Annotated in this window: 20 protein-coding genes, 1 tRNA gene and 2 pseudogenes; 16 read left to right on the top strand and 7 right to left on the bottom strand. The window is 62.6% G+C overall.

Going from position 1 to position 25,707, the window contains the following annotated elements; genetic code table 11:
* The first annotated feature begins 1 nt into the window (after position 1).
* From Q4610_RS18670 to Q4610_RS18630, 9 genes are all read left to right on the top strand, one after another.
* The gene (locus tag Q4610_RS18670; RefSeq protein ID WP_304537381.1) at positions 2–967 is read left to right on the top strand and encodes a LysR family transcriptional regulator; all 966 of its coding nucleotides are present in this window, start codon (positions 2–4) and stop codon (positions 965–967) included.
* 276 nt (positions 968–1,243) lie between these two features.
* Entirely contained in the window at positions 1,244–3,565 is a 2,322-nt protein-coding gene (locus Q4610_RS18665) for a TonB-dependent siderophore receptor (RefSeq protein WP_304537380.1), read from the top strand.
* Between the two features lie 18 nt (positions 3,566–3,583).
* Entirely contained in the window at positions 3,584–5,368 is a 1,785-nt protein-coding gene (locus Q4610_RS18660; RefSeq protein ID WP_304537379.1) for an ABC transporter ATP-binding protein/permease, read from the top strand.
* A complete protein-coding gene (locus Q4610_RS18655; protein WP_304537378.1) occupies positions 5,365–6,717 on the top strand; it encodes a TldD/PmbA family protein in 1,353 nt (450 codons plus the stop codon). The genes Q4610_RS18660 and Q4610_RS18655 overlap by 4 nt, the downstream gene beginning before the upstream one ends.
* Complete coding sequence (locus Q4610_RS18650; protein ID WP_304537377.1) at positions 6,714–8,180, top strand: metallopeptidase TldD-related protein; 1,467 nt, start codon at positions 6,714–6,716, stop codon at positions 8,178–8,180. The genes Q4610_RS18655 and Q4610_RS18650 overlap by 4 nt, the downstream gene beginning before the upstream one ends.
* A gap of 49 nt (positions 8,181–8,229) precedes the next feature.
* Positions 8,230–8,580 carry a thioredoxin family protein gene (locus Q4610_RS18645; RefSeq protein WP_304537376.1) on the top strand — a complete coding sequence of 117 codons (351 nt, stop codon included), beginning with the start codon at positions 8,230–8,232 and terminating at the stop codon, positions 8,578–8,580.
* Entirely contained in the window at positions 8,577–9,185 is a 609-nt protein-coding gene (locus Q4610_RS18640) for a hypothetical protein (protein WP_304537375.1), read from the top strand. Before Q4610_RS18645 ends, Q4610_RS18640 begins: the two co-directional genes overlap by 4 nt.
* Positions 9,186–9,250: 65 nt before the next feature.
* A complete protein-coding gene (locus tag Q4610_RS18635) occupies positions 9,251–11,281 on the top strand; it encodes a M3 family metallopeptidase (protein WP_304537374.1) in 2,031 nt (676 codons plus the stop codon).
* Positions 11,278–12,354 (top strand): PLP-dependent cysteine synthase family protein, encoded by a 1,077-nt coding sequence (locus Q4610_RS18630; protein ID WP_304537373.1) that lies wholly within the window; start codon positions 11,278–11,280, stop codon positions 12,352–12,354. Before Q4610_RS18635 ends, Q4610_RS18630 begins: the two co-directional genes overlap by 4 nt.
* 59 nt (positions 12,355–12,413) lie before the next feature.
* On the opposite strand, the gene Q4610_RS18625 is transcribed toward Q4610_RS18630, so the two are convergent.
* Complete coding sequence (locus Q4610_RS18625; RefSeq protein WP_425262589.1) at positions 12,414–13,139, bottom strand: GIN domain-containing protein; 726 nt, start codon at positions 13,137–13,139, stop codon at positions 12,414–12,416.
* Between the two features lie 35 nt (positions 13,140–13,174).
* A complete protein-coding gene (locus Q4610_RS18620; RefSeq protein WP_304537371.1) occupies positions 13,175–13,924 on the bottom strand; it encodes a head GIN domain-containing protein in 750 nt (249 codons plus the stop codon).
* 176 nt (positions 13,925–14,100) lie between these two features.
* Here Q4610_RS18620 and Q4610_RS18615 point away from each other — a divergent pair, with 176 nt between their 5' ends.
* Positions 14,101–15,690, top strand: coding sequence for a M28 family metallopeptidase (locus Q4610_RS18615; RefSeq protein WP_304537370.1), 1,590 nt, complete (start codon positions 14,101–14,103; stop codon positions 15,688–15,690).
* Between the two features lie 6 nt (positions 15,691–15,696).
* Here Q4610_RS18615 and gloA2 read toward each other — a convergent pair whose 3' ends face one another.
* Positions 15,697–16,080, bottom strand: coding sequence for an SMU1112c/YaeR family gloxylase I-like metalloprotein (gene gloA2 / locus Q4610_RS18610; RefSeq protein WP_304537369.1), 384 nt, complete (start codon positions 16,078–16,080; stop codon positions 15,697–15,699).
* Between the two features lie 331 nt (positions 16,081–16,411).
* On the opposite strand from gloA2, the gene Q4610_RS18605 reads away from it, so the two are divergent.
* Positions 16,412–18,025 (top strand): DUF262 domain-containing protein, encoded by a 1,614-nt coding sequence (locus Q4610_RS18605; RefSeq protein ID WP_304537368.1) that lies wholly within the window; start codon positions 16,412–16,414, stop codon positions 18,023–18,025.
* Positions 18,026–18,175: 150 nt separating this feature from the next.
* Here Q4610_RS18605 and Q4610_RS18600 read toward each other — a convergent pair whose 3' ends face one another.
* Positions 18,176–19,105: an IS1595 family transposase gene (locus tag Q4610_RS18600; RefSeq protein ID WP_304537367.1), complete on the bottom strand. Its 930-nt coding sequence runs from the start codon at positions 19,103–19,105 to the stop codon at positions 18,176–18,178.
* Between the two features lie 172 nt (positions 19,106–19,277).
* On the opposite strand from Q4610_RS18600, the gene Q4610_RS18595 reads away from it, so the two are divergent.
* From Q4610_RS18595 to Q4610_RS18585, 3 genes are all read left to right on the top strand, one after another.
* Positions 19,278–19,748, top strand: coding sequence for a hypothetical protein (locus Q4610_RS18595; protein WP_304537366.1), 471 nt, complete (start codon positions 19,278–19,280; stop codon positions 19,746–19,748).
* 337 nt (positions 19,749–20,085) lie between these two features.
* Entirely contained in the window at positions 20,086–21,081 is a 996-nt protein-coding gene (hemB, locus tag Q4610_RS18590) for a porphobilinogen synthase (RefSeq protein WP_304537417.1), read from the top strand.
* 1 nt (position 21,082) lies between these two features.
* Positions 21,083–21,661 carry a gamma carbonic anhydrase family protein gene (locus Q4610_RS18585; protein ID WP_304537365.1) on the top strand — a complete coding sequence of 193 codons (579 nt, stop codon included), beginning with the start codon at positions 21,083–21,085 and terminating at the stop codon, positions 21,659–21,661.
* Between the two features lie 539 nt (positions 21,662–22,200).
* Here the strand turns inward: Q4610_RS18585 and Q4610_RS18580 are convergent.
* Both Q4610_RS18580 and Q4610_RS18575 read right to left on the bottom strand, forming a co-directional pair.
* Positions 22,201–22,370: pseudogene (locus Q4610_RS18580) on the bottom strand (IS3 family transposase); the annotation flags it as partial.
* Positions 22,371–22,497: 127 nt separating this feature from the next.
* A tRNA-Lys gene (locus Q4610_RS18575) sits at positions 22,498–22,579 on the bottom strand.
* 94 nt (positions 22,580–22,673) lie between these two features.
* Between Q4610_RS18575 and Q4610_RS18570 the strand changes: the two genes are divergently transcribed.
* Positions 22,674–23,945: a tyrosine-type recombinase/integrase gene (locus Q4610_RS18570; protein WP_304537364.1), complete on the top strand. Its 1,272-nt coding sequence runs from the start codon at positions 22,674–22,676 to the stop codon at positions 23,943–23,945.
* Positions 23,946–24,032: 87 nt separating this feature from the next.
* On the opposite strand, the gene Q4610_RS18565 is transcribed toward Q4610_RS18570, so the two are convergent.
* A complete protein-coding gene (locus Q4610_RS18565) occupies positions 24,033–24,689 on the bottom strand; it encodes a lytic transglycosylase domain-containing protein (protein ID WP_304537363.1) in 657 nt (218 codons plus the stop codon).
* Between the two features lie 124 nt (positions 24,690–24,813).
* On the opposite strand from Q4610_RS18565, the pseudogene Q4610_RS18560 reads away from it, so the two are divergent.
* Positions 24,814–25,581: pseudogene (locus Q4610_RS18560) on the top strand (DUF7146 domain-containing protein); the annotation flags it as partial.
* Positions 25,582–25,707 lie beyond the last annotated feature (126 nt).

The raw sequence follows: 25,707 nt of genomic DNA, 5'->3' as shown, positions 1-25,707 counted from the left end.
GTTGCGCGAGTTCGACACGTCATCGACAGAGAGCGACGAGCGGGCGCGCTTGCGCCGGCTGAACATCAACCTGCTCTATGCGCTTGATGCGTTGCTGCATTCGCCTTCCCTGACCGCCGCGGCCAACGCGATCGCCATCAGCCAGCCGGCCATGAGCGTCAAGCTGCGCCAGTTGCGCGATCATTTTGGCGATGAACTGGTGTTGTTCGGGGAACGGCGGCATTTGACGGCACTGGGCGAAGCCTTGCAGAGCAGGGTCGGGCGTCTGTTGCGGGAAATCAACGACACGTTCACGCTCACGCTGCATTTCGATCCGGCGACCGCGCATCAGACGGTGACGCTGACCGCGCCGGAAGTGATCGAACTGATGTTCATCAGCCGGATCGTGCCGCAATTGCGAGCGGTCGCGCCGGGCATCGAACTGAAAATGGTGCCCTTTGTCCATGGGTCGACCCGCCGCCTGTTTGACGCGGGCGTCGATGTCGCGATCGTGCCGGGTGCGATGGTGGACGATGGACTGCGCGCGACGACACTGTTCGCACATGGTCCTTCGGCGCTGGTGTGGGAGAAGCATCCGCTGGTTGGACGCCTTGTGAGCGAAGCAGAGTATCTCGCCGCGCGCCATGCAGCGGTCCATGGGGATATGGAAAAGCAGATGTTCGGAGAGTATGACAGCAATCATCAGCTTGCACGGCGCAATGTCGTGGTGCGGACGGGATTGCACTCGATGCTCCCGGCGCTGGCGATCGGGTCCGATCTGATCGTGACGACCAGCAACTGGTTCGCCCAATATCAGGCCAGCTACCTGCCCGTGACCCTGCTCGACCTGGAGATCCCATCGCCCACGACGGCCCTGGTGGCGCAGTGGCAGCCCTATCGCGACCGCGAACCGATTATTCGCTGGCTGATCGCGGAACTCAAACGCGGTGCGGATGCCATTGGCCAGCCCATACCCATTTCATTATGAGGTCATAACCAATTACAATTTGATGACGTGACGAATTGCGCGCAGATTTCGCCCTGTCAGGACAATGATCGCATCACGGGGCGAAGGCCCAGGAAAGACGATCAACCCTGGCAACGCAGAGTGAACCGTCGGCGGGCCAGGGGGCCTGCGGCGATCGATCGCTTCGCCATCCGCGAAGCTTTTGCCTACGGCTGTAAACGTGGCGTAGATACGCCATCCTGAACGGTGCCCGCAAGGGCATGAGGATGCATGTCTGCGGCGCGGGGAGGAGGGTTTATGTTCCGTCGTCAAGCAATGTTGCATGTTCATGTCGCAGCGATCGGCCTGATGCCGATTCTGGCTTTGGCCGCTCCGGTGGCGGTTTCGGCCCAAACGCAGGGGTTGACGCTGCCCGCGATGCCGCTCAGTGATGCGCTGGACCGGATCCAGCGTCAGACCGGCACGCAGGTCAATGCCGATCCGGACGCCATTCGTGACCTGCGTTCCGCCCCGGTCGATAACGCCCGCACCGCGATCGCAGCGGTCAGGCAGGCGACGCGCGGTATGAGGCTGGCGATCATGGAAAGCGACGGGGCCATTTCCGTGGTCAGCGAAATCGTCGTGGTCGCGCGGCGGGACGAGGCGGAAACCAATGTCATGGTCCGCGGTTCGACCACATCGACCCGCACGGGCGAAAGCCTGCGTGACCAGCCGCGCAGCGTTCAGGTGATTTCGTCCAAGCTGCTGGCCGATCAGCAGGCGCAAAGCCTGCCCGACGCCCTGCGCAATGCGGGCGGCGTCGCGGTCAACACCGCAACCGTCCAGGGCGGCGTCACCTATTCGGTACGCGGCTTTTCGTCGGGTGGCTCCGTCAACGGCCTGCCCACGCCATCAAGCAGCACCTTTGCCGCCGGCAGCACGCAACCCATCGCCAATATCGAGCGGCTGGAGGTGCTCAAGGGGCCTGACGCGATCCTGCTGGGCGGGGAAAGCCTGGGCGGCACGGTCAATATCGTGACGAAGAAGCCGAGTGCGGACGAACGGCTCTATGTATCAACCGAAACCGGCTCTTTTGGCGCAGGACGCATCACGATCGACGCCAATCGCGCGATCACGGCGGATGGGAAGCTCAGTGGGCGAGTCATCGCGGCGGCGGCGGATGCCGATCGCAATGCCGGGGGCTATCGCGGCAATGAGGATTATCTGTTCGCGCCGTCCATTCGCTTCAAAAATGCGCATACCGATATCATCGCCAGCATCACCTTGGGCAACCAGGTATTCGGCATGGTTCCCTATACGATCTTCGATGCAAATGGGGTGCCGCTTTCGGTCCCGCGCGACAAGCCGATCGTTGGCGGGCGCAACCAGTTCGCCCAGATCAAGAGCAGCATCTATGATGTGCAGGTCAAGCAGGAAATAGCGCCCTGGCTGACGGTGGCGGGGCATTGGCAGCATCAGGACAGTTCCCTGCTGATCCGCCAATATTCGCCATTCGCTCTCTGGGAACCCAATCGGTTGGTGATTTCCCGCAGCGGCGTGAATCAGCATAGCGTCAACAATGCCATCGACGGCTATGCGCGCGCTACCTTCAAGACGGGACCGGTCGAGCATAAGGTCGTCGTCGGCGGCATGGCCAGCGATTATGACGTGGTTGCCAATCAAGCCATTTATCCACCCAGCGAATCGGGCATGTTCCTCTATAATTTCGTGACGAAACAGCCAACTTTGGGCGCCCTGGCCTCACAATATGTGTTTTCAAACTCCGTCACGGGCAAGCAAAAATCCTACTACGCGCAATATGTCGGGAAATTCTGGAAGCTGGCCTTGATGGCGAGCGTGCGTCGGACGAATTCGGATTCGACCGTCGTCATACCGGGGCGACCGACCGCAAATTATCATTCCAACGGCGCGACCACGCCCAGCTATGGCTTGGTGTTCAATGTGACGGATGACTTCTCGGTCTATGGGGCGCTGGCCTATGGCTTCATCCCCAGTTTCCAGACCGACCGTTTCCTGAACCTGCTTCCTGACAATCGCACCCGCAATGTCGAGGGTGGCTTCAAGCTGGACCTGTTCGACAAGCGCGTGCTGATCAACGCCAGCTATTTCAATCTGCGCCAGAGCAATCTGCGCGTGAACGATCCCGTCAACCGCCGCTTTCAGATCGCCATACCTGGTCAGGTGGGCAAGGGCATCGATGTCAGTGTCCAGGGTGAACCGCTCAAGGGCTGGCTCATCAGCGCCAGCCTGACGCGCATCGACTACAGCCTGCTGCGGCCAAGCCTGACCACGGGCACCACCGTAACCATGGCCCCGCGCGACCAGTTTAGCCTCTATACCTCCTACCGGCATCGCATCGCGGACGATGTGAGCGTCGGCCTTGGCGGCGGGCTTTATGGCCGGTCGAGCGCGGTGGTCGACAGCTTCGGGCGCAACAGCATCCCCGGCAACAGGCAGGTCGATATCAATGCCTTCATGAACCTGCACAAGTTCGACGTGAATCTGGGTGTGCGCAATCTGTTCGATCGCGTGAATTATGGCATCACGTCCACGACAAGTTACGTCCCACTTGGTGAACCGCGCACCTGGCGCCTCACCGTCGGCTATCGCTTCCGGTAATAAAAGGCTTTTCGAACGATGCTGCCCCAGCCAGTTCCTTCCGGTGAGTCCCGTCGCGAGACGGGGCTTGCCCCACCCCAGCCGGCAGGGGATCGCTGGCGCCATGCCTTGCGGTTCTTTGCCAGCTACTGGACCTCGAAGGACTGGAAGGTGGCGTGGGGATATCTGCTCGTCCTGGTCGCCTTTCAATTCAGCGGCGCCTATGTTTTCGTGCTGATGAACCGCTGGCAGCAGCGCTTTTTCAACAGTGTCGAGGCGCGCGAGGTTGCGGCTTTCGGGGGGCTGGTGGCCGCCTATATATCCATTCTCGCACTACAGATGGTGTTCGTGGTTGTCGAACCGCTGGTAAAGCGCCTGCTCTGCATCCGCTGGCGCGTTTACCTCACCCAGACATATGTGGATCGCTGGCTCGGCCGGAATCGTTATGCAGAAATCGAACGGCTGCGGATGATCGACAATCCCGATCAGCGTATCGCCGATGACCTGCGCTACATCACCGATCCCGAACTGGGTTCGATGGTGATCCTTCTGGATGCGCTCAGCGCGCTGGTGATGGTCTGGGCGACCGTCGCTATCCTGCTGGAAACCGCGCCGCCGATCACGCTTGCGCTGTTCGGCACGGCGATATCGATCCCCGGCAGCACCATCTGGTATGCCGTTGCCTATGTTCTGGTCAGCAGCGTCGTCATGGTGCTGCTCGGCAAGCCCTATATCCGCTCGATGATGCGGTGGCAGCATCGCGAAGCCGATTTTCGATCGAACCTGGTCCATGTCCGGCGCAATGCCGCCCAGATCGGCATGGCGAATGCAGTGCAGATCGAGCGTGGTTCGCTGCGGATCAATGTCGAGAATATCCGGCAAAGCTGGCGATCGGTCATTCGGGCGCAAATCGGATTGAACATGGCCAATGGTCTTTATGATCGTCTCGGTTCGATCATCCCGCTGTTTATCCTGGTGCCGCGCTACTTCGCCGGCGCGATCAGCTTCGGCCAGGTGATGGGCGGGCGCGACGCCTTCAGCGCGCTCGTGCCGCAACTTGGTTTCTTCGTGCATTTCTATCCGCGCATGGCGACCCAGATTTCGTACATCAACCGTATCAAGGCGCTGGACGATGCGATCGATTACGAACGACCGGCCGGCATCACCGCCACCATCGGCACGCCCGCTGGCGTGGCCGTGGCTGTGACCGGGCTCACCGTCCGTCGTCCGCATGGCGAACCGCTGGTCATATTGGGCGACTGGCAGGTGCGCGATGGCGAACGCTGGGTGATCCGCGGGCCATCGGGCGCAGGCAAGAGCACGCTGCTGCGGACGATTGCCGGTCTCTGGCCCGATGGCGAGGGACAGGTGGCGCTGGCCGATCGCTCGACGGCGATGTTCGTGCCCCAGCGCCTCTATCTGCCGCTCGGCACGCTCAAGGCCGCAATCTGCTTTCCCGATGCGCCGGAGGACCATGACGACAGCGCGATCGCGGCGTTGCTCGACATGGTGCACCTCTCGCACCTTGCCGATGACATGCACGCCCTGCGCATGTGGTCGGAGGAACTCTCGCCAGGTGAGCAGCAGCGCGTCGCCCTGATGCGTATCCTGCTCCAGAAGCCCTCCCTGCTGATCCTGGACGAGGCGACGAGCGCGCTCGACCCCGCCAATACGCAGCATTTCCATCAGTTGCTGGAGGCGCAGCTCCCCGGCATCACCCTGATCAGCGTCGTCCATGACGAACGATTGCACCGCTATCACGATCATGCGCTGGTCATTGCCGACGGACGCACCTCTGCCGGTCCGATCGAGGAGATCGCATGATGCGGCTGCTCGCAACCGATGTCGCCCGGATGCAGGATGTCGCGGCCCAGGCGGTGAAGATCGCCCAGGCCGTCGGCGCGGATCAGGCCGTCGCCACCGCCCGCGCCAATGCCGGGATCAAGGTGACGGCGCGCATGGGCGAGACGGATACGGCGCTGCGCGATGCTGGCCAGGGGTTGACCCTGACACTGTATCGCGGCGCGCGTGCGGGCACGGCGACGACCGCCGCGCTCGATCCGGCGGCGATCCGCCGCGCGGCGGAGGAAGCCTTTGCGATAGCCGATCTGGTCGGCGAGGATGCGGACAGCCTGCCGCCTTCGCTTGCGCAGATGGCGGTCGATACGCCGTTGCCGCCGATCGACGCACCATCGGGGCGTGATCCCGCCAGCCTGCGCGCGCTGGCGCTGGAGGGTGATGCGCTGCTGCGCGGGGCAACCGTGCCCGGCGTGATGATCGAGACGATTGCGTCCGGTGTCCTGTCCAGCGAAGGCGGGATGGCGCTGGCCACCAGCGCCGGATTCTGCCGTGGCGAGATATTTTCCTTCCACAGCGCCTGGCTCGTCGCGCTGGCGCGGGATGCGGGCGGCGCCGTCAACGACAGTGCCGATAGCCAAGATCGCCGGTTCGACAGTCTGGAGCCGATGGCGGTGCTGGCCGAACGGGTCATCGCCCGCGCCACGGGCAAGCTGGGCGCGCGGACTCTGCCCAGCCAGCGCTGTCCCGTCCTGTTCGAAGCACGGGTGGCGACCGCCCTGATCGGCGATCTGGTCGGCGCGCTGTCGGGCAACCCGCAACAGCGCGGAACGACTTTCCTGCCCGATGCACTGGGCAAGACGGTTGCCGCCCCGCATCTGGACCTGATGGAGGATCCGTTCGAGCCTTATGGCCTTGCCAGCGGCGGCTTCGATCGTGAAGGCGTTGCTGGCAGCCGTCGCGCCATCTTGAACGGCGGGGTGGTCGAGGGGCTGTTTCTGGGCACGCGCTCGGCCCGCAGGCTGGGCATGACCTCCACCGGCAATGCCGACGGGCCGTGGAATCTGCGACTGGCCAGTCGCGCGGGCAGCGAATCGTTCGAAACGCTGTGCCGCCAGATGGGGCGCGGGCTGATCGTTCGCGGCCTGACCGGCGGTGCGACCGATCCCGTCAGCGGCAACTGGACCTATGCCGTGGTGGGCACATGGGTCGAGGATGGCGTGCTGGTGCACGCGGTCGCGGACGTAACCGTGGGCGGCAACATGCGCGACATGTTGATGGGCATCGTTGCGGTCGGCGACGATATGCACCGCGCCGGTGCGGTGCGCACCGGATCCATCCTGATCGACGGATTGCAGATAGGAGGCGCGGCATGATCGCCGAGGTTGAAAATGAACCTGCCGGCACGATATTCGATATCGCGACCGCGCGCATCCTGACACCGGCGGGGCTGGCACCTGCCGACCTGTCGCGCACGCTGGGCGCATTGGCGAGCGCGGGGACCGATCTTGCCGATCTGTTCTTCGAAACGAAGCGGACACGCACCTTCCGGCTGGAGGACGGGCGCGTCGCTGGCGGGTCGTTCCAGATTGCCCAAGGTGTCGGGGCACGCTCGGCCCGTGGCGGGCAAGTGGCTTTCGCGCATTCGGCGGACATGGGCGCTGGCGCGCTGGCGACCTTGGCGGATGCCGTGCGGGCCCTGGATGGCGGGACTGGCGGCGAGGTGGCGGTGCCGCTTGTTGGTCAGCCGCCGGTCCACGACCTGTATCCGCCGATCGACCTGAATGGTGCAGACAGCGCTGCGCCGTGGATCGCCCTGCTGGGTCGGATCGATGCGCAGGCGCGTGCCGTCGATCCGCGCGTCGTGCGCGTCGAGGCGGACCTACGCACGGCGGATCAGGCGATCCTGTTCGCCGACCTCGATGGTCGGATCGCCGCCGACGTCCGGCCATCGATGCAACTGTTCGTCACGGTCGTCGCGCAGGCGGCGGGACGGCGCGCGCGTGGTCAAGCGGGGTTTGGCGGGCGACATGGCGCCGAAGTCCTTGTCGGCGCGACGCTTGACGCCCTGATCCGGCGGGCAGTGGAAATGGCGTGCATCAACCTCGATGCGCGTCCCGCGCCGACCGGCACGATGCCCGTCGTGCTTGGCCCCGGCTATCCCGGCGTGCTGTTCCACGAGGCGATCGGCCATGGGCTGGAGGGCGACCATCATCGCAAGAACCAGTCCGCCTTCGCCGGGCGCATGGGGGAACGGATCGCGGCGAAAGGCGTGACGGTTGTGGATGACGGATCGCTGCCGGGCCGGATCGGATCGCTTGGCGTCGATGACGAAGGGGCAAAGGGCGCACGCACGATGCTGATCGAGGACGGTGTCCTGACCGGCCTGATCCAGGATCGGCTGAATGCCGGGCTGATGAACGACCTGCCTACCGGCAATGGCCGGCGTCAGTCCTACGCGCATCTGCCGATGCCGCGCATGACCAATACCTTCCTGCTGGCCGGGGCGCACCAGCCCGGCGACATTATCGGATCGGTCAAGGACGGCATCTATGCCACCGCTTTTGGCGGCGGGCGGGTGGATATCGTCAGCGGACGGTTCAACTTCACCACCACGCAGGCATGGCTGATCGAAAATGGCCGCATCACCGCCCCGGTCGAAGGCGCGACGCTGATCGGCGTCGGGCATCAGGCGCTCAAGCATATCTCGATGGTCGGTGACGACCTGGCGCTGGACGATGGTGTCGCCAGTTGCAGCAAGCAGGGCCAGCATCTCGATGTTGGCGTCGGTCAGCCGACGATCCGCATCGACCAGATGATGGTCGGCGGCGCATCCTGATCGCCCCTGTTCAAAACCCCCTTCCTTATCCCTGTAAAAGAGGCTTCCCATGACATCCCCCATTATCCAGATCGACGGCAATTCGCTGGCTGCGATCGATGCAGCGAGCGGCGACCGGATGCAGATGCTGGTATTCAGCGCAACCTGGTGCGGGCCGTGCAAGGCGATGGCGCCTGCCGTCGAAGATATCGCGGCGAGCTATGCCAATGACGTGGCGGTTGCGAAGATCGATATCGAGGCGTCCCCCGAACTCGCCGCGACGTTTGAGGTGCGGGGCGTGCCCACGCTGGTGATCCGGCGCGATGGCGCGCTGATCCACCGCCATGTCGGCGGGCTGACGCGCACCCGCCTTGCGATGATGATCGACGATGCGATGGAACAGGGGGATGCCGCAGCATGAGCGATGATGGCATGTCCCCGGCAATGGCCACGCTGCGGCAGGTGCTTGCAATCAAGGTGATCGACCCTGTGTTGCATGATGCCGATGAAGCGACCCGGCTGGCATGTTGGATGCTGGCCGCGACGCAGCCCTGGCCGGTCGAGGCTTGCGCAACGATGGAGGCCCTGTATGTCGCGCATCGCGATGTTGCACAGGATGCCGGCGTGTGGCGCAACCTGCGCCGGGCGGCGGTCGGCCTGGGCGAGAGCGAGGATGCCATGGTCAGGGCGTTCGGTGCTGTTGCGGAGGCAGCGGCATGGCCATTGTCCACGTCGCAGGCAGGTCTTGTGGAATTGATGCAGGCGATTTGCCAGCTTCGCGCGTCTCAGGCATCGGTCAATACGGGTTGGACGCAGGCGGATGAGGAGAAAGCCAATGCCGCTTTTCATGCAATTGTCGGCGACAACGAAGGTACGGCACCCGCGCGGGAAGAGATACCCGGCCTGTTCCGGGTTGCAGAGCCGGAGCTTGAAAGGCGGTTTGCGATGAACCTCCAGGCTTTCAATCTGGCATATATCGGTTTCAGGTCCGAAGTCGCGGCCTGGGTTGCGGGGGCCAGCCGATAACCGGGCGACACAGCCCGCGTTTCGGCATAATTGCCAGTGCCCCCCTATTGAAAGACGAGACAGCGATGATGACAAGTGCCGAACTGCTTCTTCCCACCAGGCTGCCGCCGTTCGACGTGCTGACGCCTGACGCGATATTGCCGGCGCTCGATCGCGCCCTGGCCGATCAGGACGCCATGGTGGCCAGGCTGGTGGCCGAGCGGCCAACGACGTTCGAGGCGGCGTGGATGCCACTGGAGCGAAGCGGCAATGCGATCGATGCATTGTGGTCGGCGGTGTCCCATCTGCACGGCGTCGCCGACACGCCGGAATTGCGCGCCACCTATGCGCAGGGCATGGCGAAGCTGGTCGATGCGGGTACGCGATTGCGCCAGAACCGTGACATATACGACATATTGGTTGCTCTTTCGCTGACGCCCGCCTTCGCCAGTCTGCCGCAGGCGGATCGTGCCGCGGTCGCACATATGATCCGGGACTTCACCCTGTCCGGCGTCGCGCTTGACGAGGATGGCCGCGCGCGTTTCGCGGAAATTTCGCTCGAACTGTCGCAACTGTCGACGGATTTCGGCAGCGCCGTGCTCGACGCCACCGACGCCTGGACCGAGCATGTCACCGACCCTGCGCTGCTGGCCGGCATATCGGAGGCGGACCTTGCCATGTTCGCTGCCGCTGCGAAAGGGAAGGGGCTCGACGGCTGGCTGGTCACGCTGCACGCGCCCAGCGTCAATGCGGTGATGAGCTTTGCACAGAATCGCGACCTTCGCGCCCGTGTCTATCGGGCATTCGGGACACGCGCGTCCGATCAGGGGCCGCAGGCAGGGCAGTTCGATAACAGCCCGCGCATCGCCCGCATTCTGGCCTTGCGACATGAAATGGCGCATATCCTGGGCTTTGCCGATCCTGTGTCCTGGTCGCTGGCGACCAAGATGGCATCTGGCGGCGCGGATGTTCTGACCTTCCTGCGCGATCTTGCCGCCCGTGCAAAACCGATCGCGGCGCAGGAACTGGCCGAACTGCGGGCCTTTGCGGCTGACGAATGCGGCATTGACGACATGCAATCGTGGGATGTCGGTTTTGTCAGCGAAAGGCTGCGCGCGATGCGTTATGCCGTCGATGAACAGGCTGTGCGCGCGCATTTCCCGGTCGAGCATGTGCTGGAAGGCTGGCAGACATTGCTTGGTCGCCTGTTCGGCATTCGCCTGACCCTGCGCGACGATGTTGCCCTGTGGCATGATGACGCGCAATATTATGATGTGTCGGATGAGGATGGCAGTGTCATTGCCGGACTCTATCTCGACCTCCATGCCCGTTCCGGCAAGCGTGGCGGCGCCTGGATGTCGGAAGCGCGACCGCGTTTGCGTGATGGCAACGCGATCGGCCTTCCGGTCGCCTATCTGGTCTGCAATTTCGCGCCCAAGGGAGCGGATGCGCCCTCTTTGCTGTCGCATGGCGATGTGGTGACGTTGCTGCACGAAACCGGCCACTGCCTCCACCATCTGTTCACGCGCGTCGACCGGCCGAGCATCGCGGGCACCAGCGGGTTCGAATGGGACGCGGTCGAACTGCCCAGCCAGTTGATGGAGGATTTCGCCTGGGATCAGGCCATACTGACCAGCATGTCGGGCCACTACAAGACCGGCGCGCCGCTGCCGGCGGACATGTTTGCAAAGCTGCTCGCCGCGCGACGCTTCCAGTCGGCGATGGCGGTCGTGCGGCAGGTCGAATTCTCGCTGTTCGATCTGCTTTTGCACCTGGGCACGATGGGGTCTGATCCGATGGAGGTGATCGAAGCGGTGCGGGATGAAGTGGCGGTGATACGCCCGCCCGCATGGCACCGCTTTCCCCATGGCTTCACCCATATTTTCGCCGGTGGTTATGCATCGGGCTATTACAGCTATTTGTGGGCGGAGGTGCTGGCCGCAGACGGGTTCCAGCGTTTCGTTCAGGCGGGACTGGTCGACCGCGCCACCGGCGACAGGTTCCGGGACGAAGTGCTGGCCATGGGTGCGAGCCGGCCGGCCGCAGACAGTTTCCGCGCGTTCCGTGGGCGCGACCCGGATATCGAGGCGCTGCTGGTCAGGCGAGGACTGGCATGAGCGACAGGGAAGCAGGTGGCGCGACGCGCGCCTGGCTGGATGAGGCGGTACGGCGGATCGAGGCGGATTTCAATCGGTCCGCCGATACCCACCTCATCCATCTGCCGCTGCCACACTATCCCGGCATCGACCTGTACCTGAAGGATGAGAGCAGCCACCCGACCGGCAGCCTCAAGCACCGGCTTGCCCGATCGCTGTTCCTCTATGCCTTGTGCAATCAGTGGATCGGACCTGATACCACGGTGATAGAGGCATCATCGGGGTCAACGGCGGTCAGCGAAGCCTATTTCGCGCGGATGCTGGGGCTGCGTTTCATCGCCGTGGTGCCGGCCACGACCGCCGCGCCAAAGCTGGACGCAATCCGCTTTCATGGCGGCGAAATCCATGCGGTCGATGACCCGCGCACCGTCTATGATGTCGCGCAGCGCCTGGCTGTGGAGACGGGCGGCCATTATATCGACCAGTTCACCTATGCCGAGCGGGCGACCGATTGGCGCGGCAACAACAATATCGCCGAAAGCATTTTCGCGCAGATGGCGGAGGAACGGTTCCCGATCCCGTCATGGATCGTCTGCGGGGCGGGCACCGGCGGCACATCGGCCACAATCGGGCGTTTCCTGCGGTATCGGCGGCATGCGACGCGCCTGTGCGTTGCCGATCCTGAACATTCCGTCTTTCACCGGCATTTCGCCGATCGACTGGAGACGCTCCTGCCGGAAGGCTGCGGCAGTTGCATCGAGGGGATCGGCCGTCCGCGTGTAGAGCCAAGTTTCGTGCCGGGCGTCATCGATCGCATGATCCCGGTCGCCGACGCCGACAGCATCGGCGCGATGCGCGCCCTGTCGCAGCGGCTGGGCCGCAGCGTCGGCGGATCGACCGGCACCAATTTATGGGCCTGTCTGCGGATCATCAGGGAGATGGCGGGGGCAGGCATGGAAGGCAGCCTTGTCACCTTGCTGTGCGACGGTGGCGATCGCTACGCCTGCACCTATTATCAGGACGCATGGCTTGCCGCGCGTGATATCGCCTGGACCGAAGCGGAGAGGGTGACACGCGCGGCCCTGGGGGCGTGAAATGAACGGTCAGGGCAACCTTGCCGTCATGGCAGGGCGGTTTTCTGACCGAACGGCCTTCAATCTCCTTCACCGCCACAGGTCACGCGCCCAACCCCGCGATTGTCCACGCTGCATGCCGCTTTCCCAGTGATGGTCACGTCGCCCGATCCAGTGGCCGTCACCTTCGCATTGACCTCGGCCGTCAGGGCGATACTGCCCGGCCCGTCATTGCCGACGGCAGCCTGTCGTGCGTGGAGCGATTCGGCGGCGACGCTGCCCGGTCCGGTCACGCGGACATTGGCGATGCCCGCCCGGCCCGCCAGCGTCATGCGCCCGCCGCCTGCCAGCATCAGGTCGATCTGGTCCAGTTGCACATCGGCCACGCTGACATCGCCATTACCGCCCAGGATGATCTGACCGCGCAGCCCCTTCATCCGGTTGATCGCGATCGATCCGCCGCCGGTCAGCACGACCCGCTCCACCGCGCCCGTGGACAGGCGCAGGGTTGCTGTACCGCTGCTCCTTTCACCCGGCCGCAGCCGGTCCATGGTCACGGTCAGCAACCGGCCTGAAACGTCCACCTTCAGCCGGTCGACGGCGGCATCATCGCCCTCCGCTCGTGCCGATGCGCCGGTGCCAGTCGTCAGTATCACGCTGACCGGCGCGTCGACCCGGATCGCGTCGAAACTGCTGATGGTAAAGCCGCGCGTCGCCGCGCCGGCGGGCAGGGGGAGGAGGGCGCTGCATAGGGCTGCAAGGGCGGTGCCATGGCCGATGCGGCGGGACGGGGTTCCCGCTTTCACGGGAACAGGGCCTGGCAGCGCGAACCCCGCGCCGATCAGGGCGCGCAGCGCGCTTCGCCCGGTCCCATACCCTTGGTCGTGCATTGCGCCTTGCCCTTCACCGTCACGTCGCCCGGTCCCATGATATCGATAGCGACCTGGCCATCGGACGCAATGTCGATGTCGCCCGCGCCCATTATCGATATGTCGGCCGTGCTGACCTTGAGCGCTTCGGCATCAATATCACCTGCACCCGTGATCGACAGTTTGGCACGCTCGGCGGCACCCGCGATCTTGACCGATCCGGCGCCGGTTATATCGACCTCCAGCATCTTGAGCGTCACCGCGCCGACATGGAAATCGCCCGCGCCGGTGAGCGAGAGGGCAAGGCGGTCGCCCGTCGCCTTGTCCAGTGAGAAATCGCCCGCGCCGGTCAGGTCCGCGGCGGTGATCGCGGGCATGGTGACATGGACGGTGGCGCCCTTGTCGCCATCCTTGCGGCCCCAGTTCCAGTCGCCCTTCGACTTGCGGCCGATCAGCAGCTTGCCACCCTTCACCTGGATGTCGAGATCGCCGATCGCCTTCGCATCGCCATCCGCCCTGACCGAAAAGGCGCTGCCGATGGTGACGGATACATCGTCCGGTCCGGTTGCCTCGATCGCGTCGAAATCCTTGAGCATGGTCCAGTTCTGCGGAGATTGGACGGTTGCATCGGCGGCGGGGCTTTGGTCGGTGCGCGAACAGGCGCCGGTCGAAAGGACGAGGCCCGACAAGGCCAGGGCGAGCAAGGGAAGGGGGCGAGGCATCGTCATTCTCCTGAACGTGTATTGCCATAATAATACACATGTGCGTGGCGGTTCCAAGCCCCTTGTTCGTCGGATCGGTTCAAGCCAGACTGGAACGGATGATAGTGCAAAATCGCCATTGCGAGCGGAGCAGGTCGCCGGGTCTGAACGCTTCCACCTTAAGGAGTCCCTGTTCTATGCGCCTCTCCTGCCTCGCCCTCCCTTTGCTCGCCCTTGCCCTCGCCCTGCCCGCCCAGGCGGAAACGGATGCGCAGAAGGGCGCGCGCTGGTGGAACCATGTGCAGGCGATCGCCAATGACGCGATGGAAGGGCGCGGCACCGGGACGCCGGGTTATGATCGCGCGGCCGACTATGTGATCGGCCAGATGCAGGCGCTGGGACTGAAACCCGCGGGGGTGGAGGGCTACAAGCAGCCGGTCGCCTTCGTCGAGCAGGTGATCCTGCCGGACCAGAGCCGCGCCGCGCTGGCCGGGCCGCAGGGGGAGGCGGCGCTGGCGGTGCCGGGCGACATCATCTTTTCAGGGAGCGGCGGGCCGGTGCCCGAAGCGATCGACGCGCCGATCGTGTTCGCCGGATATGGGCTGCACCTGCCCGAAGTCGGGCATGACGATTTTGCCGGGCTGGACCTCAAGGGCAAGGTCGTGGTGGTGCTGTCGGGCGGGCCGGTGGGCATTTCGGGCGCGCTCAAATCGCACGCGCGGTCGGAACGCGCGCAGTGGCTGGCGGCGCAGGGGGCGGTCGGGCTGATCGCGCTGGTGACGCCCAAACAGGTGGAGATACCGTGGAGCCGCCGCGTCGCGCTGGCCAGTGCCCCCGCGCTTTATTATGCCGATGTGACGCTGCGCGAAACGCGCACGGCGTTTCTGGGGGCGCAGTTCGACCCGGCCAAGTCCGCGCTGCTCTTTGCCGGGTCGGGCCAGGATTTCGACGCGATCGCTGCTGCCGCCGACGCCTCCGCCCCGGTGGCCAGCTTTCCGCTGGCGGTGCGGCTGAAGGCGCAGGTGGCGGCGAAGCGGCGCGACCTGTCCTCGCCCAATCTGGTCGGTGTGCTGCCGGGCAGCGATCCCAAATTGCGCGGGGAATATGTCGTGCTGTCGGCGCATCTGGACGGCTATGGCGTGGGCACCCCGATCAAGGGCGACGCGATCTATAATGGCGCGTTCGACAATGCATCGGGCGTTGCCAGCCTGCTGGAAATCGCCCGCGCGTTGAAGGCGGGGACGGTGAAGCCGAAACGCTCGATCCTGTTCGCCTTCGTCACGGCGGAGGAGAAGGGGCTGCTGGGCGCGCGCTACTTCGCCCGCCGGCCGACCGTGCCGCAGGCAAGCATCGTCGCCGACCTCAATTTCGACATGGCGCTGCCGATCTTCCCGCTGACCAGCGTGACCCCGATCGGCTATGACCAGAGCAGCCTGGGGCAGGATGCCGCCGCCGTCAGCACGGCGATGGGCCTGCCGATCACGCCCGATCCCTTCCCGGACCGCAATGTGTTCATCCGGTCGGACCAATATGCCTTCATTCGGGAGGGGATACCGGCGCTGTTCTTCAAATATGGGTTCAAGGCCGGCACGCCGGAGGCCAAAATGGAAAAGGCGTGGCGCGCGAACCTCTATCATTCGCCGTTCGACGATCTGAACCAGCCGGTGTTGCCCGCCGAAAGCGCGAAGCTGAACGATTATGTGACCGCCGTGGCGTTGCGCGTCGCGAACAGCGCGGCGCGGCCACGCTGGAATGACGACAGTTTTTTCAAGCGGTTCGCGAAGTAGCGGCGGTCAGGCGGCGCGCTCGTACAGTTCCAGCGGCAGGTCGTCCGGGTCGGCGAAGAAGGTGAAGCGCTGGCCGGTATGCTCGTCCACCCGGATCGGTTCGCACAGGACTCCGGCCGCCGCCAGCCGCGCGACCTCCGCGTCGAGATCGTCCACGCTGAACGCCAGGTGGCGCAGGCCGCAGGCTTCGGGTCGGCTGGGGCGGGGCGGGCACGCGGGGAAGGAGAAGAGTTCGATCTGCGCATTGCCCGCGTCGAGATCGCATTTCCACGACTCCCGCTCGGCGCGCCAGACTTCGCGGATGACCGGCAGCCCGATGATGTCACGGTAAAAGGCGCGCGAGCGGGCATAGTCGGAACAGATGATGGCGATATGGTGGATAGCGTGCATGGGCCGGGTTTAGGGGATTTTGGCGGGTTGGGGAATGGGTAGGGGCAGGCGGTCGGGTTTGCGCGATGTTCTATGCGGCCCGCAACAAAAGGCCGTCACCCCAGCGTAGGCTGGGGTCTCATGCGGAGGCACGCAACAGTTGGTCGTGGCGCTTGTCTCAAGCGTATCGCGCCATCGCCTGAGACCCCAGCTTTCGCTGGGGTGACGGGATGGGGTGGGTTGGGGACTGTCCGGTTTTGGAGAGATGACCGGCGATAGCTGACGCTGTGCGGTAAAAAATTGGCGTTATTATACCAAGCGTACCCACTTCCCGAGAGGGAGGGCATGAGCTATGACCATTAACTGGCCTAAGGCATGGGAAGTCGGGGAAATGGCACGCACTACTACGAACGTTGTGAACCTCGATGCGCTGATAGAGCGTGCCGACTTGGCTGCTACCGGCGAAGGCGGAGAGGATATCAACGCGATTTACGTGACCGGGTTGGAGCCGAAGGGCTGGCTTTATCAGTCGTTGCGAAAGCCCGACTTCCAGCGCGAGACTTCTGATTGGCAGCCCGATGCGGTCGCCGGGATCATTCAGACGTTTCTAAGCCGCGAGCTTATCCCGGCGATTATTCTGTGGCGAAGTGGAAGTGACGTTTTTGTAATTGACGGAGCGCACCGTCTTAGCGCCCTGATCGCATGGGTTCACGACGATTATGGTGATGGCGAGGTTAGCCGCCGCTTCTTCCATAACGTCATCCCGGAAGATCAGATTAAGGCCGCCAACAAGACGCGGGAATTGGTGAACTCAACCGTCGGCTCCTACCGTACTCACCGCGACGCAATAGATAATCCCGACCGCGCCGACCCAGCGGTAAAAGAGCGGGCGCAGCGGATGGGTTGGCAGAACATCGAGGTTCAATGGATCAGGACACAGGACGCAGAACGTGCTGAAAAATCGTTCTTTAGGATCAACCAGGGTGGTGAGCGGATCAACGATACCGAGCAGCGGATATTGAAGGCTAGGCGGTCAGCGCCCGCCCTGACTTCCCGCGCGATCCTAAGAGGCGGAACCGGGCATAACTATTGGCATCGTTTCCATTCCGGCACACAGAAGCGGATCGAGGACATAGGCCGCGAAATCCATGATCTTATGTTCAGGCCCCCTATTGAGCTACCCGTGAAAACTCTCGATTTGCCAGTAGCAGGGCAGGGATATGGGCCTCACGTGCTGCCATTCGTTTTCGACCTTGTTGGGCTGTGCAACCGTCTTTCAACTTCCGCCAGCGGCAAGAAGAATGACGAGCTGCCGGATGATCCCGACGGCACGTTGACCCTATCATATCTTACCGAGGTGCGACGGATATTGTGGAGGCTATGTTCTAACCATCCATCGTCGCTCGGCCTGCATCCGGTCCTGTATTTTTACAGCCGAGCCGGAACATTTCAGCCTTCCGCGCTGCTTAGTATCGTCAATCTAATGCGAGATTGGGACACGCCAGATTATCTTGGTTTCACGAGTGTTCGGGAGGGGTTTGAAGGCATCCTCCTTGCTAACCGCAGCATCACGGAAGCGATCCGTAAACTGGGGAGCGCAAGCCGCAGTCGGCCCCGAATTGTGGGCTTCTATCGCGCGATCCTGAGCCGGTTGCTGGAAAGTCAGACACCCGAGGAGGTCACGACTTTCCTCCGGGGGACCGAAGAATACGGGTTCCTGATCGAACCGCAGGACGAGGAACCGATGTTCAATCTGGAAGGAGGCAACTTTACACGCGAGGTCAAGGGTGCCGCGTTTATCGCCGGTGCCCTACCTACTGTTCCAAAGTGCCCGACTTGCCGTGGCTTGATACACCGCAACGGCATCCAAACCGGGCACATTCAGGCGAAACGCGACGGCGGTTCTAGCAGGGTGGCCAATGCAACACCGCAGCACCCGTTCTGCAACAGCACGGCGGCTAACTAGGTGGCTTCCGCGCTTGCTTCCGCACAAGGTTGTCAATCGCGGCCTCTGCCTCTGTGGGGCTTAGTTCGCCAGCGGCGATTAGCCTTTCGGCCTCGGCGCGGAACCGCTCGCTCTGCTCCTCCTGTGTTTCCTGTTTCGTTTTTTTTGGCATCAGACCCTCGCACTAGATTGGGCGTAAGTCAGGCGCTTGCCGATGATCCCGGAAAGGAGTGCGTCGGCGCGGTCGGCATCATTGCAGCCCAGCGCGATGCGGTTGTTATACCGGAACTCGAACTCAGCCAGATAGCGGTGCAGATGCTGCTCGCCGCAGAACTGATAGACCCCCTTCATGCCGCGCTTGAAGATGCTGAAATAGCCTTCCACGGTGTTGCTGTGGATCGTCCGATCGGTGGCATTCACATATTCGCCCCGGCCATGGCTGGTGGTGCCGTGGGCGGAGAAATGATCCTTGATCGAGCGATATCCGCTATGCTCATCCGTCATGATGCGGGTTTCAGCCCGCACGTTATCTTTCACGATCGGCATCAAGGTTTCAGCCCGCACGTCATCAATAACCATGGTGCGGGCCTTGCCAGTGGTCCGATCAACCAGCGCCAGAACCTTCATCTTGTGGTGGAAGGCGCGCTTCTTCTCGACGCCCTTCAACTTGCCGATGAAAGTTTCGTCCACCTCAACAATGCCGCCTTCGCCACCAAACATGGTGGTATCGTCCGAACGCATCGCTTCACGGATGCGATGCGACATGAACCAAGCGGTCTTGAGGGTGACGCCAAGGGTGCGATGAAGCTGGTTGCTGCTGATGCCCTTTTTGCTGCCCGCGATCAGGTACATCGCCTGCAGCCAGATATGCATTGCGACCTTGCTGTCCTCAAAGATGGTGCCGATCTTCACAGTGAACGGCTTGCGGCACTGATAGCACTTGTACACGCCTACGCGAGTGCTCTTGCCCTGCATCTTGCTGATACGATCCACACCGCCACAGTGCGGGCACACCGGGCCTTCCGGCCAGATGCGTGCCTCAACGTAGGCGTAGGCGGCTTCTTCGTTATGAAAGTGCGTGGCGGAAAGGGCGCTGCTCATGCATTTTGACTACCCTCTCACAGTGGGTACGTCAAGTATAATAACGCCAAAAAATTATTCGGCAACAATCGGCCCACTAGCGGACATTGGTTCCTAACTGCATGATGCTTCAGTGAATGAAGAGTCGAGCCCTTGCTGTTGCGCATCCCTGCCAGACTTGGCCGCAGTTCCAATGGGCGGCGACGGTCTCGACGAGCGAGTGTTTGCGACCGTCGAGAATGTCATCGATCATGGTGGAGACATTTGGTGGCTACATCTTTCGCGGTGCCGGGCCTGTGGCCAGCATTGGATGATTGCTCAAGAAGAGCGCATCTTCGATGAACACTTCCTACGACGGTTGACCGTCGATGAGGCCACCCGCATCTCCATCAATGCGGAATGGCCGATCGAGTTTCTCAGCTACGAGCGCGTGCTCAAGACAGGACACGCCTTGCGCATTCGACCTTGCATCTTCTTAGAGCAACTCCCGGCGTCGCTGGTGTGGACTGCGCAAGACCTGCGGAGGGAACGGCCCGACATTTCAGTGGAGGAGATCGCGCTTATGCTTGGTGTCCCCGAAGCGCAAGCGAAGCGAATCTTGGCATCGGGGTCGTCGGGGCAAGGTTCGTGGTGGCAGCGGATGCGCCATGGTCTGGGTTTATAGTTTTCCCTTGGTGAAGCAGGAATGTCCGCTTTCCACCCGATTTCGTCATTCCGCCTCCGACCTGTCATCTGAATAAGTGGCCGGTTTCAAGAGTGGGGATAATCTGGTGGAGGGACCAAAAATGGTCGTTGGCGTTCCGTCGGCTTTTATCTGCCGTCTCATTTCCGATAGCAGAAGGAGCAAGTTGCGACTTCGTTTCTTGGCGGTCATTCCTCCCCCTCTTCCAACTTCGCCTAGCCGGCTGTGCCGGCAAGGCTGCCTATCGGAGAAGGGCGTCCAGTCGCCCTGTATGACCGCCCCGCTTGATCCCTCGCACGCCCGCGCCTACACCCGCGCGATGACCCATGCACCCTATCCGGCGCTGCGTATGCGCCGCACCCGCGCCTCCGCCTGGAGCCGGGCGATGCACGCCGAAAACCGGCTGTCGCCCAGTGATTTTCTCTGGCCGCTGTTCGTAACCGAAGGCCGCCAGGTCGAGGAGCCGATTGCCGCCTTGCCCGGCGTGTCGCGCTGGTCGGTGGACCTGATGGTGGAGCGGGCGCGGGATGCGCGCGATGCGGGCATTCCCTGCCTTGCGCTGTTCCCCAATACTCAGCCCGACCGACGCAGCGACGATGGCGTCGAAGCGCTCAATCCCGATAACCTCATGTGCCGGGCGATCCGCGCGATCAAGGATGCGGTGCCCGATATCGGCGTGCTGACCGACGTGGCGCTCGACCCCTATACCGCCCATGGGCAGGACGGGCTGCTGGACGGCAGCGGCTATGTGCTGAACGATGCGACGATCGATATATTGATCGGCCAGTCGCTCAACCAGGCGGCGGCCGGCGCGGACATCATCGCGCCCAGCGACATGATGGACGGCCGCGTCGGCGCAATCCGCGCCGCGCTGGAGCAGGGCGGCCATGCCAATGTCCAGATCATGGCCTATGCCGCCAAATATGCCAGTGCCTTCTACGGCCCGTTCCGCGATGCGGTGGGATCGCGCGGGTTGCTGAAAGGCGACAAGAAAAATTACCAGATGGACCCCGCCAATGGGGAGGAAGCGCTGCGCGAAGTCGCGCTGGACCTGGCTGAAGGGGCGGACAGCGTGATGGTGAAGCCGGGCCTGCCCTATCTCGACATCGTGGCGCGGGTGCGCGACCGCTTCGCCGTGCCGGTGTTCGCCTATCAGGTGTCGGGCGAATATGCGATGATCGAACATGCCGCGGCAGCAGGGGCGGGGGACCGCGACGCGCTGATCCTGGAAACATTGATGGCGTTCAAGCGGGCGGGGTGCAGCGGTGTGCTGACCTATCATGCGCTGCACGCCGCGCGGTTGCTGGGTGCCTGACATGACCGATTATCCCGATGTCTCCATCATCCCGTTCAATGGCAAGACGCCGGTCATCCACCCCAGCGCATTCATCGCGCCGGGATGCCGCATCATCGGCGATGTGGAGATCGGGCAGGACGCCAGCATCTGGTATAATTGCGTCATCCGCGCCGATGTGAACCGGGTGCGGATCGGCGCGCGGACCAATATCCAGGACGGCAGCGTCGTCCATTGCGACAGCCCCGGCGACCGCGCCGATGGCCGCCCCGCCGATGGCTGGCCCACGATCATCGGCGACGATGTGCTGATCGGCCATATGGCGATGATCCATGGCTGCGTGTTACACGACCGGGCCTTCGTCGGGCTGGGCGCGATCGTCATGAGCGGCGCGTGCGTCGAAAGCGACGCCATGCTGGCGGCGGGCGCGCTGTTACCCGGCGGCAAGACGGTGGCGCACCGCCAGCTCTGGGCGGGGCGCCCGGCCAAATATATGCGCGATTTGAGCGATGCGGCGCTGATCGACATGCGCGAAGGGGTGGACCATTATGTCCACAATGCCAAGGCGCATAAGGGCGCGGTCAGGGCGATAGGGGCATGAGGCCGGGAGATGGGTTCCCGCCTTCGCGAAACCTCTGAGAATATAGCCCGATGCTCATTGTGCGACGGCCGGGACGGCTGATGCCTGTGCGTGTTCAGGCCAACTTTCCGCTTCTCCCGACCTTGGCGGATGATGTTGCGGTGTTCAGGCTGTGATGCGGCCCCGATTATAGGCGATGATGGCGATGTCGAGATGGGTGCGCAGCGGGAAAGCCCGCGATATCGCGTCCGGGTCAGTCCGTAGCCGCCTCGCTTGAGGGGGGGCTGAACGTGCGCGGATACGGCCAATCAGTTTGTTGCGCGCGCTCTGCCAGTCGGACAGCATGCGCTGAACGTTGGTGCGGCGGTGCTGGATGCGGTTCCTGATGCCACGCGCCTTGAGAGATCGGCCCGCCGGCTGCGTTTCTCATACGCCTTGCCGGCATAGACGGCGCGCTCGTCACCGATCACCAGCGCGTCTGCAACCTGGCTCTCATAGGCCTTGGCCGGTATGAGTGGCCTGCTGCCGTTTTGGTGGACATCGCATCGAGATAAGCGCATTCAGGCTACACCAGCCTGTCGCTCGAAGTCGATGGGGCTGAGATCCCCAATGTCGAGTGTCGGCGTGCCGGATTGTAAAATCTCTCGATATAATCGAACATATCGGCTCTGGCCTGATCTCGCGATCTGTAGATAGTCCTTCTGATCCGCTCGGTTTTGAGGGGTAAGAAGAGCTGCACTGTCCCAGCAGTGGCTGCGAACGGCGCAGTCGCGCGTATAGTGCTATCACGCAAATGCTGGCGACGAACGAGAGCACGCTCGATATTCGATAAATAGCGGTTTTCATTGGAGGAGTAATGGTGGACGCACTAGGGCTCGAACCTAGGACCCGCTGATTAAGAGCCATGATCAGAGGGTCCTTGCGCGTCCGCATGTGTCCAAAAATGGCGGAAATCTGCGATTCATAGTCCGCATTGTTCTTGAAATGTTCTCCAGTATCCACTACAAAAAGCTACCTAAGGTAGCAGGCACATATGGCGAACAAAGTAGGTTTGACGGACGCAAAGATCGCAGGGCTGAAGGCGCCGACTGCGGGTCAGATTGAGCTCGCCGATGGTATCGTACCCGGTCTTAGGCTCCGCATGGGGGCCAGTGGTATCAAGACGTACATTCTGCGCAAGCGGGTTCAGGGCAAATGGTTGAATGTGACAATCGGACGCCATGGGCCGAGCTTTACACTGGCCCATGCCCGCAAGAAGGCGCGCGATCTGCTTGTCGATGTCGAACAGGGCAAGAGCATCGCCAGAAAAGCGGGCGCAAAGAGGAAGGGATCAAAAGGCGTCGGGACAGTCGCGGAGCTCTACGAGACGTACCTTGCTCAGCAGATCGAGGGCAAAAAGCGGAGCGCGAGGGAGTTCGATCGAGTGTTCCGAAAATACATCGAGCCCGAGATTGGAGACCGGCTCGCGGACTCCATTACCCGAAGTGACGTGAGCCGCTTCGTTGAGAAAATTGCGTTCGAGCGGGGCAAGGAAACCCTGACGATGGCGCGCATCGTGTATCGCCATCTTTCGACCTTCTACACGTGGGCGCTCACCAGACTTGAGCATATGCCAGCCAACCCCTGCCGGGATGCGTGGCGCCCGAAGCGGAATGAACCTCGAGATCGTGTACTGAGCGACCGCGAGCTAGCAGCACTATGGCAGTCTGCTGTTGAGGATGGCTATCCATTCGGTCATCTTGTGCAGATGCTTGTCCTTACAGCTCAGCGCCGGGGCGAGGTGCTCGATGCAGCGTGCGACGAGTTCGATTTCAAGGCGAGAGTCTGGACAGTTCCGGGCGACCGAGCGAAAAACGGCAAGGCGAATGTGGTGCCGCTATCCGCGCAGGCCCTGGCAGTCATTACCGAGATATTCATGGCGGCTGGCATCGACCCTGACGAGGCCCATAAGCAATCCCAGATCCTGTTGGCATCGAAGGTCACCAATACGAACAGCGTCAGCGGACTATCGAAGGCCTGGAAGCGCATCAGGGCAAGCGTGGACGAGAAGCTCGGCTATGAGGCCGGTCACTTCACAATGCATGATATTCGACGGACGGTGGCAACCGGTCTCCAGCGTCTTGGCATACCCTTGGTGGTTTCTGAGGCGGTCCTCAATCACCAGTCAGGATCAGCTATGGCTGGCGTCGCTGGCGTCTATCACCGTCACCAGTATACCAACGAGAAACGGGAGGCGTTGGCGCTGTGGGGTAAGGAGGTAATGCAGATTGCAGCCAAGTACCCAGTCGAAGTCAAAGACGGCTAATCTCACAGGGGTTCGCAACCGCTACAAATCCGCACAGCTAGAAACCGCAGGATGACGGGCCGTGCTCTGGCTATCGTGTGTCGATCTTTAGAAACGCCATTGTCGAAGGACCTCTTGGACATATCCGGGCGTCTCGCCATTCCGGGGAATGCCGCCTGCGCGTTCCACTGCGCCGGGACCCGCATTGTAGGCAGCCACCGCGAGGTGAACCACGCCGAACCTGTCGAGCATCTGCCGCAGATACCGCGCCGCGCCGAAGATGTTGGCCATAGGATCGAAGCGATTGAGGACCCCGAGTTCTTTTGCCGTGGCTGGCATCAGCTGTCCAAGACCTGCTGCGCCTGCAGGGCTGACGGCGAAGGGGTTATATCGAGATTCTGTCCATACGAGCGCATCGAGCAGGCCCGCGGGCAATGAGTACTTCGCTTCCGCCGCATAGATGTGGGGAAGGTAGCTTGCTCGCCTGAAGTCGGACGGGCCACGTGTGGCTTTGGGTTCGTATCTGTATGGCAGGTTCACCCGGCCATTTTGTGGAACAATGAGACCAGATGCCGGGCCAGCATGACGGGATGACCACAGCCCATGCTCGACCAGCTGGAAGCCGTTCGACGTTTCAGCAATCCGGATGCCTTCGGAGTGGCTGGCGGGGGCTTCGATTGTGGCTGGCGCGGGCAAATCCTGGGCTCTGGCGGAGGTAGCAGAGGTGATCGCGATGCCTGCGACCAAGATAGCTTTCATTGTCATTTTTCGATCCTTCCATAGCCGAATCGAGTGAGAACATATATAGAACAAGCGGCGTAGGAAATTGGTTTGGCGCGAGTGCAGAGTGGAGGCTGCACGGGGAGGGCACCTCAACCGGAGAAGGTCGATGCCCCCGTTAGACAAACCTCATCAACTCGAACGCCGCGCCCGCGCGATCGTCGAAAGCCTTCAGGGTACATGGAGTCGGGGCAAAGGCATGTGCTGCTGCCCGGCGCATGATGACCGAACTCCCTCTTTGAGCGTGACACTGGGAAGAAAGGCGATCCTGTTTCATTGCTTCGCGGGATGCTCGAACGAGGAGGTCATAGCAGCACTGGGCCGCCAGGGTGTTCGCAGCCGTGACCTGTTCGATGGCTCTAGTGCCGTGGTCGCTGATCGACAGGAAAATAGGGCCTTCGATTCCAACGCGCGGCGTTTGTGGCAATCGGCGACGGCGATCTCCGACAGCCCTGCCGAAGGATACCTCGCGCAGCGCGGGATCCTGCGTGCCTCTGATCAGCTCCGTTACCTCGAGCGCACGCCGCTCGGACCACGTGGCGCGGTCCAGTTCCTCCCTGCAATGTTGGCGGCCGTCACGACTGACATCGGCATAATAGCGGTGCACAGGACGTTTATCGATACTGCGAGCGGCAAGTTGGCGGGTTTCGAGCGTCCCAAGCGTGCGCTGGGAAGCCTCAGCTGTGGTGCTGTCAGACTTGCCCCGCCAGCCGCGGGCCGGTTGGGCCTTGCCGAAGGTATCGAAAGCGCCCTGTCAGCCATGCAGCTGTTTGGGATTCCTTGCTGGGCAACGCTCGGGAACGAGCGGTTCGGCCTCGTCGCGATTCCCGAGAGTGTGCGCGAGCTCCACTTGTTCATCGACAATGATCCGGGAGGCGAGTGTCAACGGCGGAGCAAAAGTCGGCCATTCGGCGGCGTAAAACCAGGCCATCGTGTTACATGCCGGGGGGAGTGGCGTGAGGGCGTAGCCCGAGGGCCACTCCCCCCGGCATTGGTGTAATTT

The organism is Sphingobium cyanobacteriorum (genome assembly GCF_030580935.1).
In the GTDB taxonomy this organism is placed as follows: domain Bacteria; phylum Pseudomonadota; class Alphaproteobacteria; order Sphingomonadales; family Sphingomonadaceae; genus Sphingobium; species Sphingobium cyanobacteriorum.
The sequence above is the reverse complement of the archived record's forward strand: the minus strand, read 5'-3'. Positions and strand labels throughout refer to the sequence as shown.

Bases quoted from the DNA above. Each gene is read 5' to 3' on its own strand.
- Q4610_RS18570 (WP_304537364.1), top strand. From the start codon at position 22,674: ATGGCGAACAAAGTAGGTTTGACGGACGCAAAGATCGCAGGGCTGAAG.
- Q4610_RS18605 (WP_304537368.1), top strand. From the start codon at position 16,412: ATGACCATTAACTGGCCTAAGGCATGGGAAGTCGGGGAAATGGCACGC.
- hemB (WP_304537417.1), top strand. From the start codon at position 20,086: ATGACCCATGCACCCTATCCGGCGCTGCGTATGCGCCGCACCCGCGCC.
- Q4610_RS18635 (WP_304537374.1), top strand. From the start codon at position 9,251: ATGATGACAAGTGCCGAACTGCTTCTTCCCACCAGGCTGCCGCCGTTC.
- Q4610_RS18630 (WP_304537373.1), top strand. From the start codon at position 11,278: ATGAGCGACAGGGAAGCAGGTGGCGCGACGCGCGCCTGGCTGGATGAG.
- Q4610_RS18660 (WP_304537379.1), top strand. From the start codon at position 3,584: ATGCTGCCCCAGCCAGTTCCTTCCGGTGAGTCCCGTCGCGAGACGGGG.
- Q4610_RS18615 (WP_304537370.1), top strand. From the start codon at position 14,101: ATGCGCCTCTCCTGCCTCGCCCTCCCTTTGCTCGCCCTTGCCCTCGCC.
- Q4610_RS18600 (WP_304537367.1), bottom strand. From the start codon at position 19,105: ATGAGCAGCGCCCTTTCCGCCACGCACTTTCATAACGAAGAAGCCGCC.
- Q4610_RS18640 (WP_304537375.1), top strand. From the start codon at position 8,577: ATGAGCGATGATGGCATGTCCCCGGCAATGGCCACGCTGCGGCAGGTG.
- Q4610_RS18655 (WP_304537378.1), top strand. From the start codon at position 5,365: ATGATGCGGCTGCTCGCAACCGATGTCGCCCGGATGCAGGATGTCGCG.
- Q4610_RS18665 (WP_304537380.1), top strand. From the start codon at position 1,244: ATGTTCCGTCGTCAAGCAATGTTGCATGTTCATGTCGCAGCGATCGGC.
- Q4610_RS18585 (WP_304537365.1), top strand. From the start codon at position 21,083: ATGACCGATTATCCCGATGTCTCCATCATCCCGTTCAATGGCAAGACG.
- Q4610_RS18645 (WP_304537376.1), top strand. From the start codon at position 8,230: ATGACATCCCCCATTATCCAGATCGACGGCAATTCGCTGGCTGCGATC.
- Q4610_RS18620 (WP_304537371.1), bottom strand. From the start codon at position 13,924: ATGCCTCGCCCCCTTCCCTTGCTCGCCCTGGCCTTGTCGGGCCTCGTC.
- gloA2 (WP_304537369.1), bottom strand. From the start codon at position 16,080: ATGCACGCTATCCACCATATCGCCATCATCTGTTCCGACTATGCCCGC.
- Q4610_RS18650 (WP_304537377.1), top strand. From the start codon at position 6,714: ATGATCGCCGAGGTTGAAAATGAACCTGCCGGCACGATATTCGATATC.
- Q4610_RS18565 (WP_304537363.1), bottom strand. From the start codon at position 24,689: ATGACAATGAAAGCTATCTTGGTCGCAGGCATCGCGATCACCTCTGCT.
- Q4610_RS18595 (WP_304537366.1), top strand. From the start codon at position 19,278: ATGGGCGGCGACGGTCTCGACGAGCGAGTGTTTGCGACCGTCGAGAAT.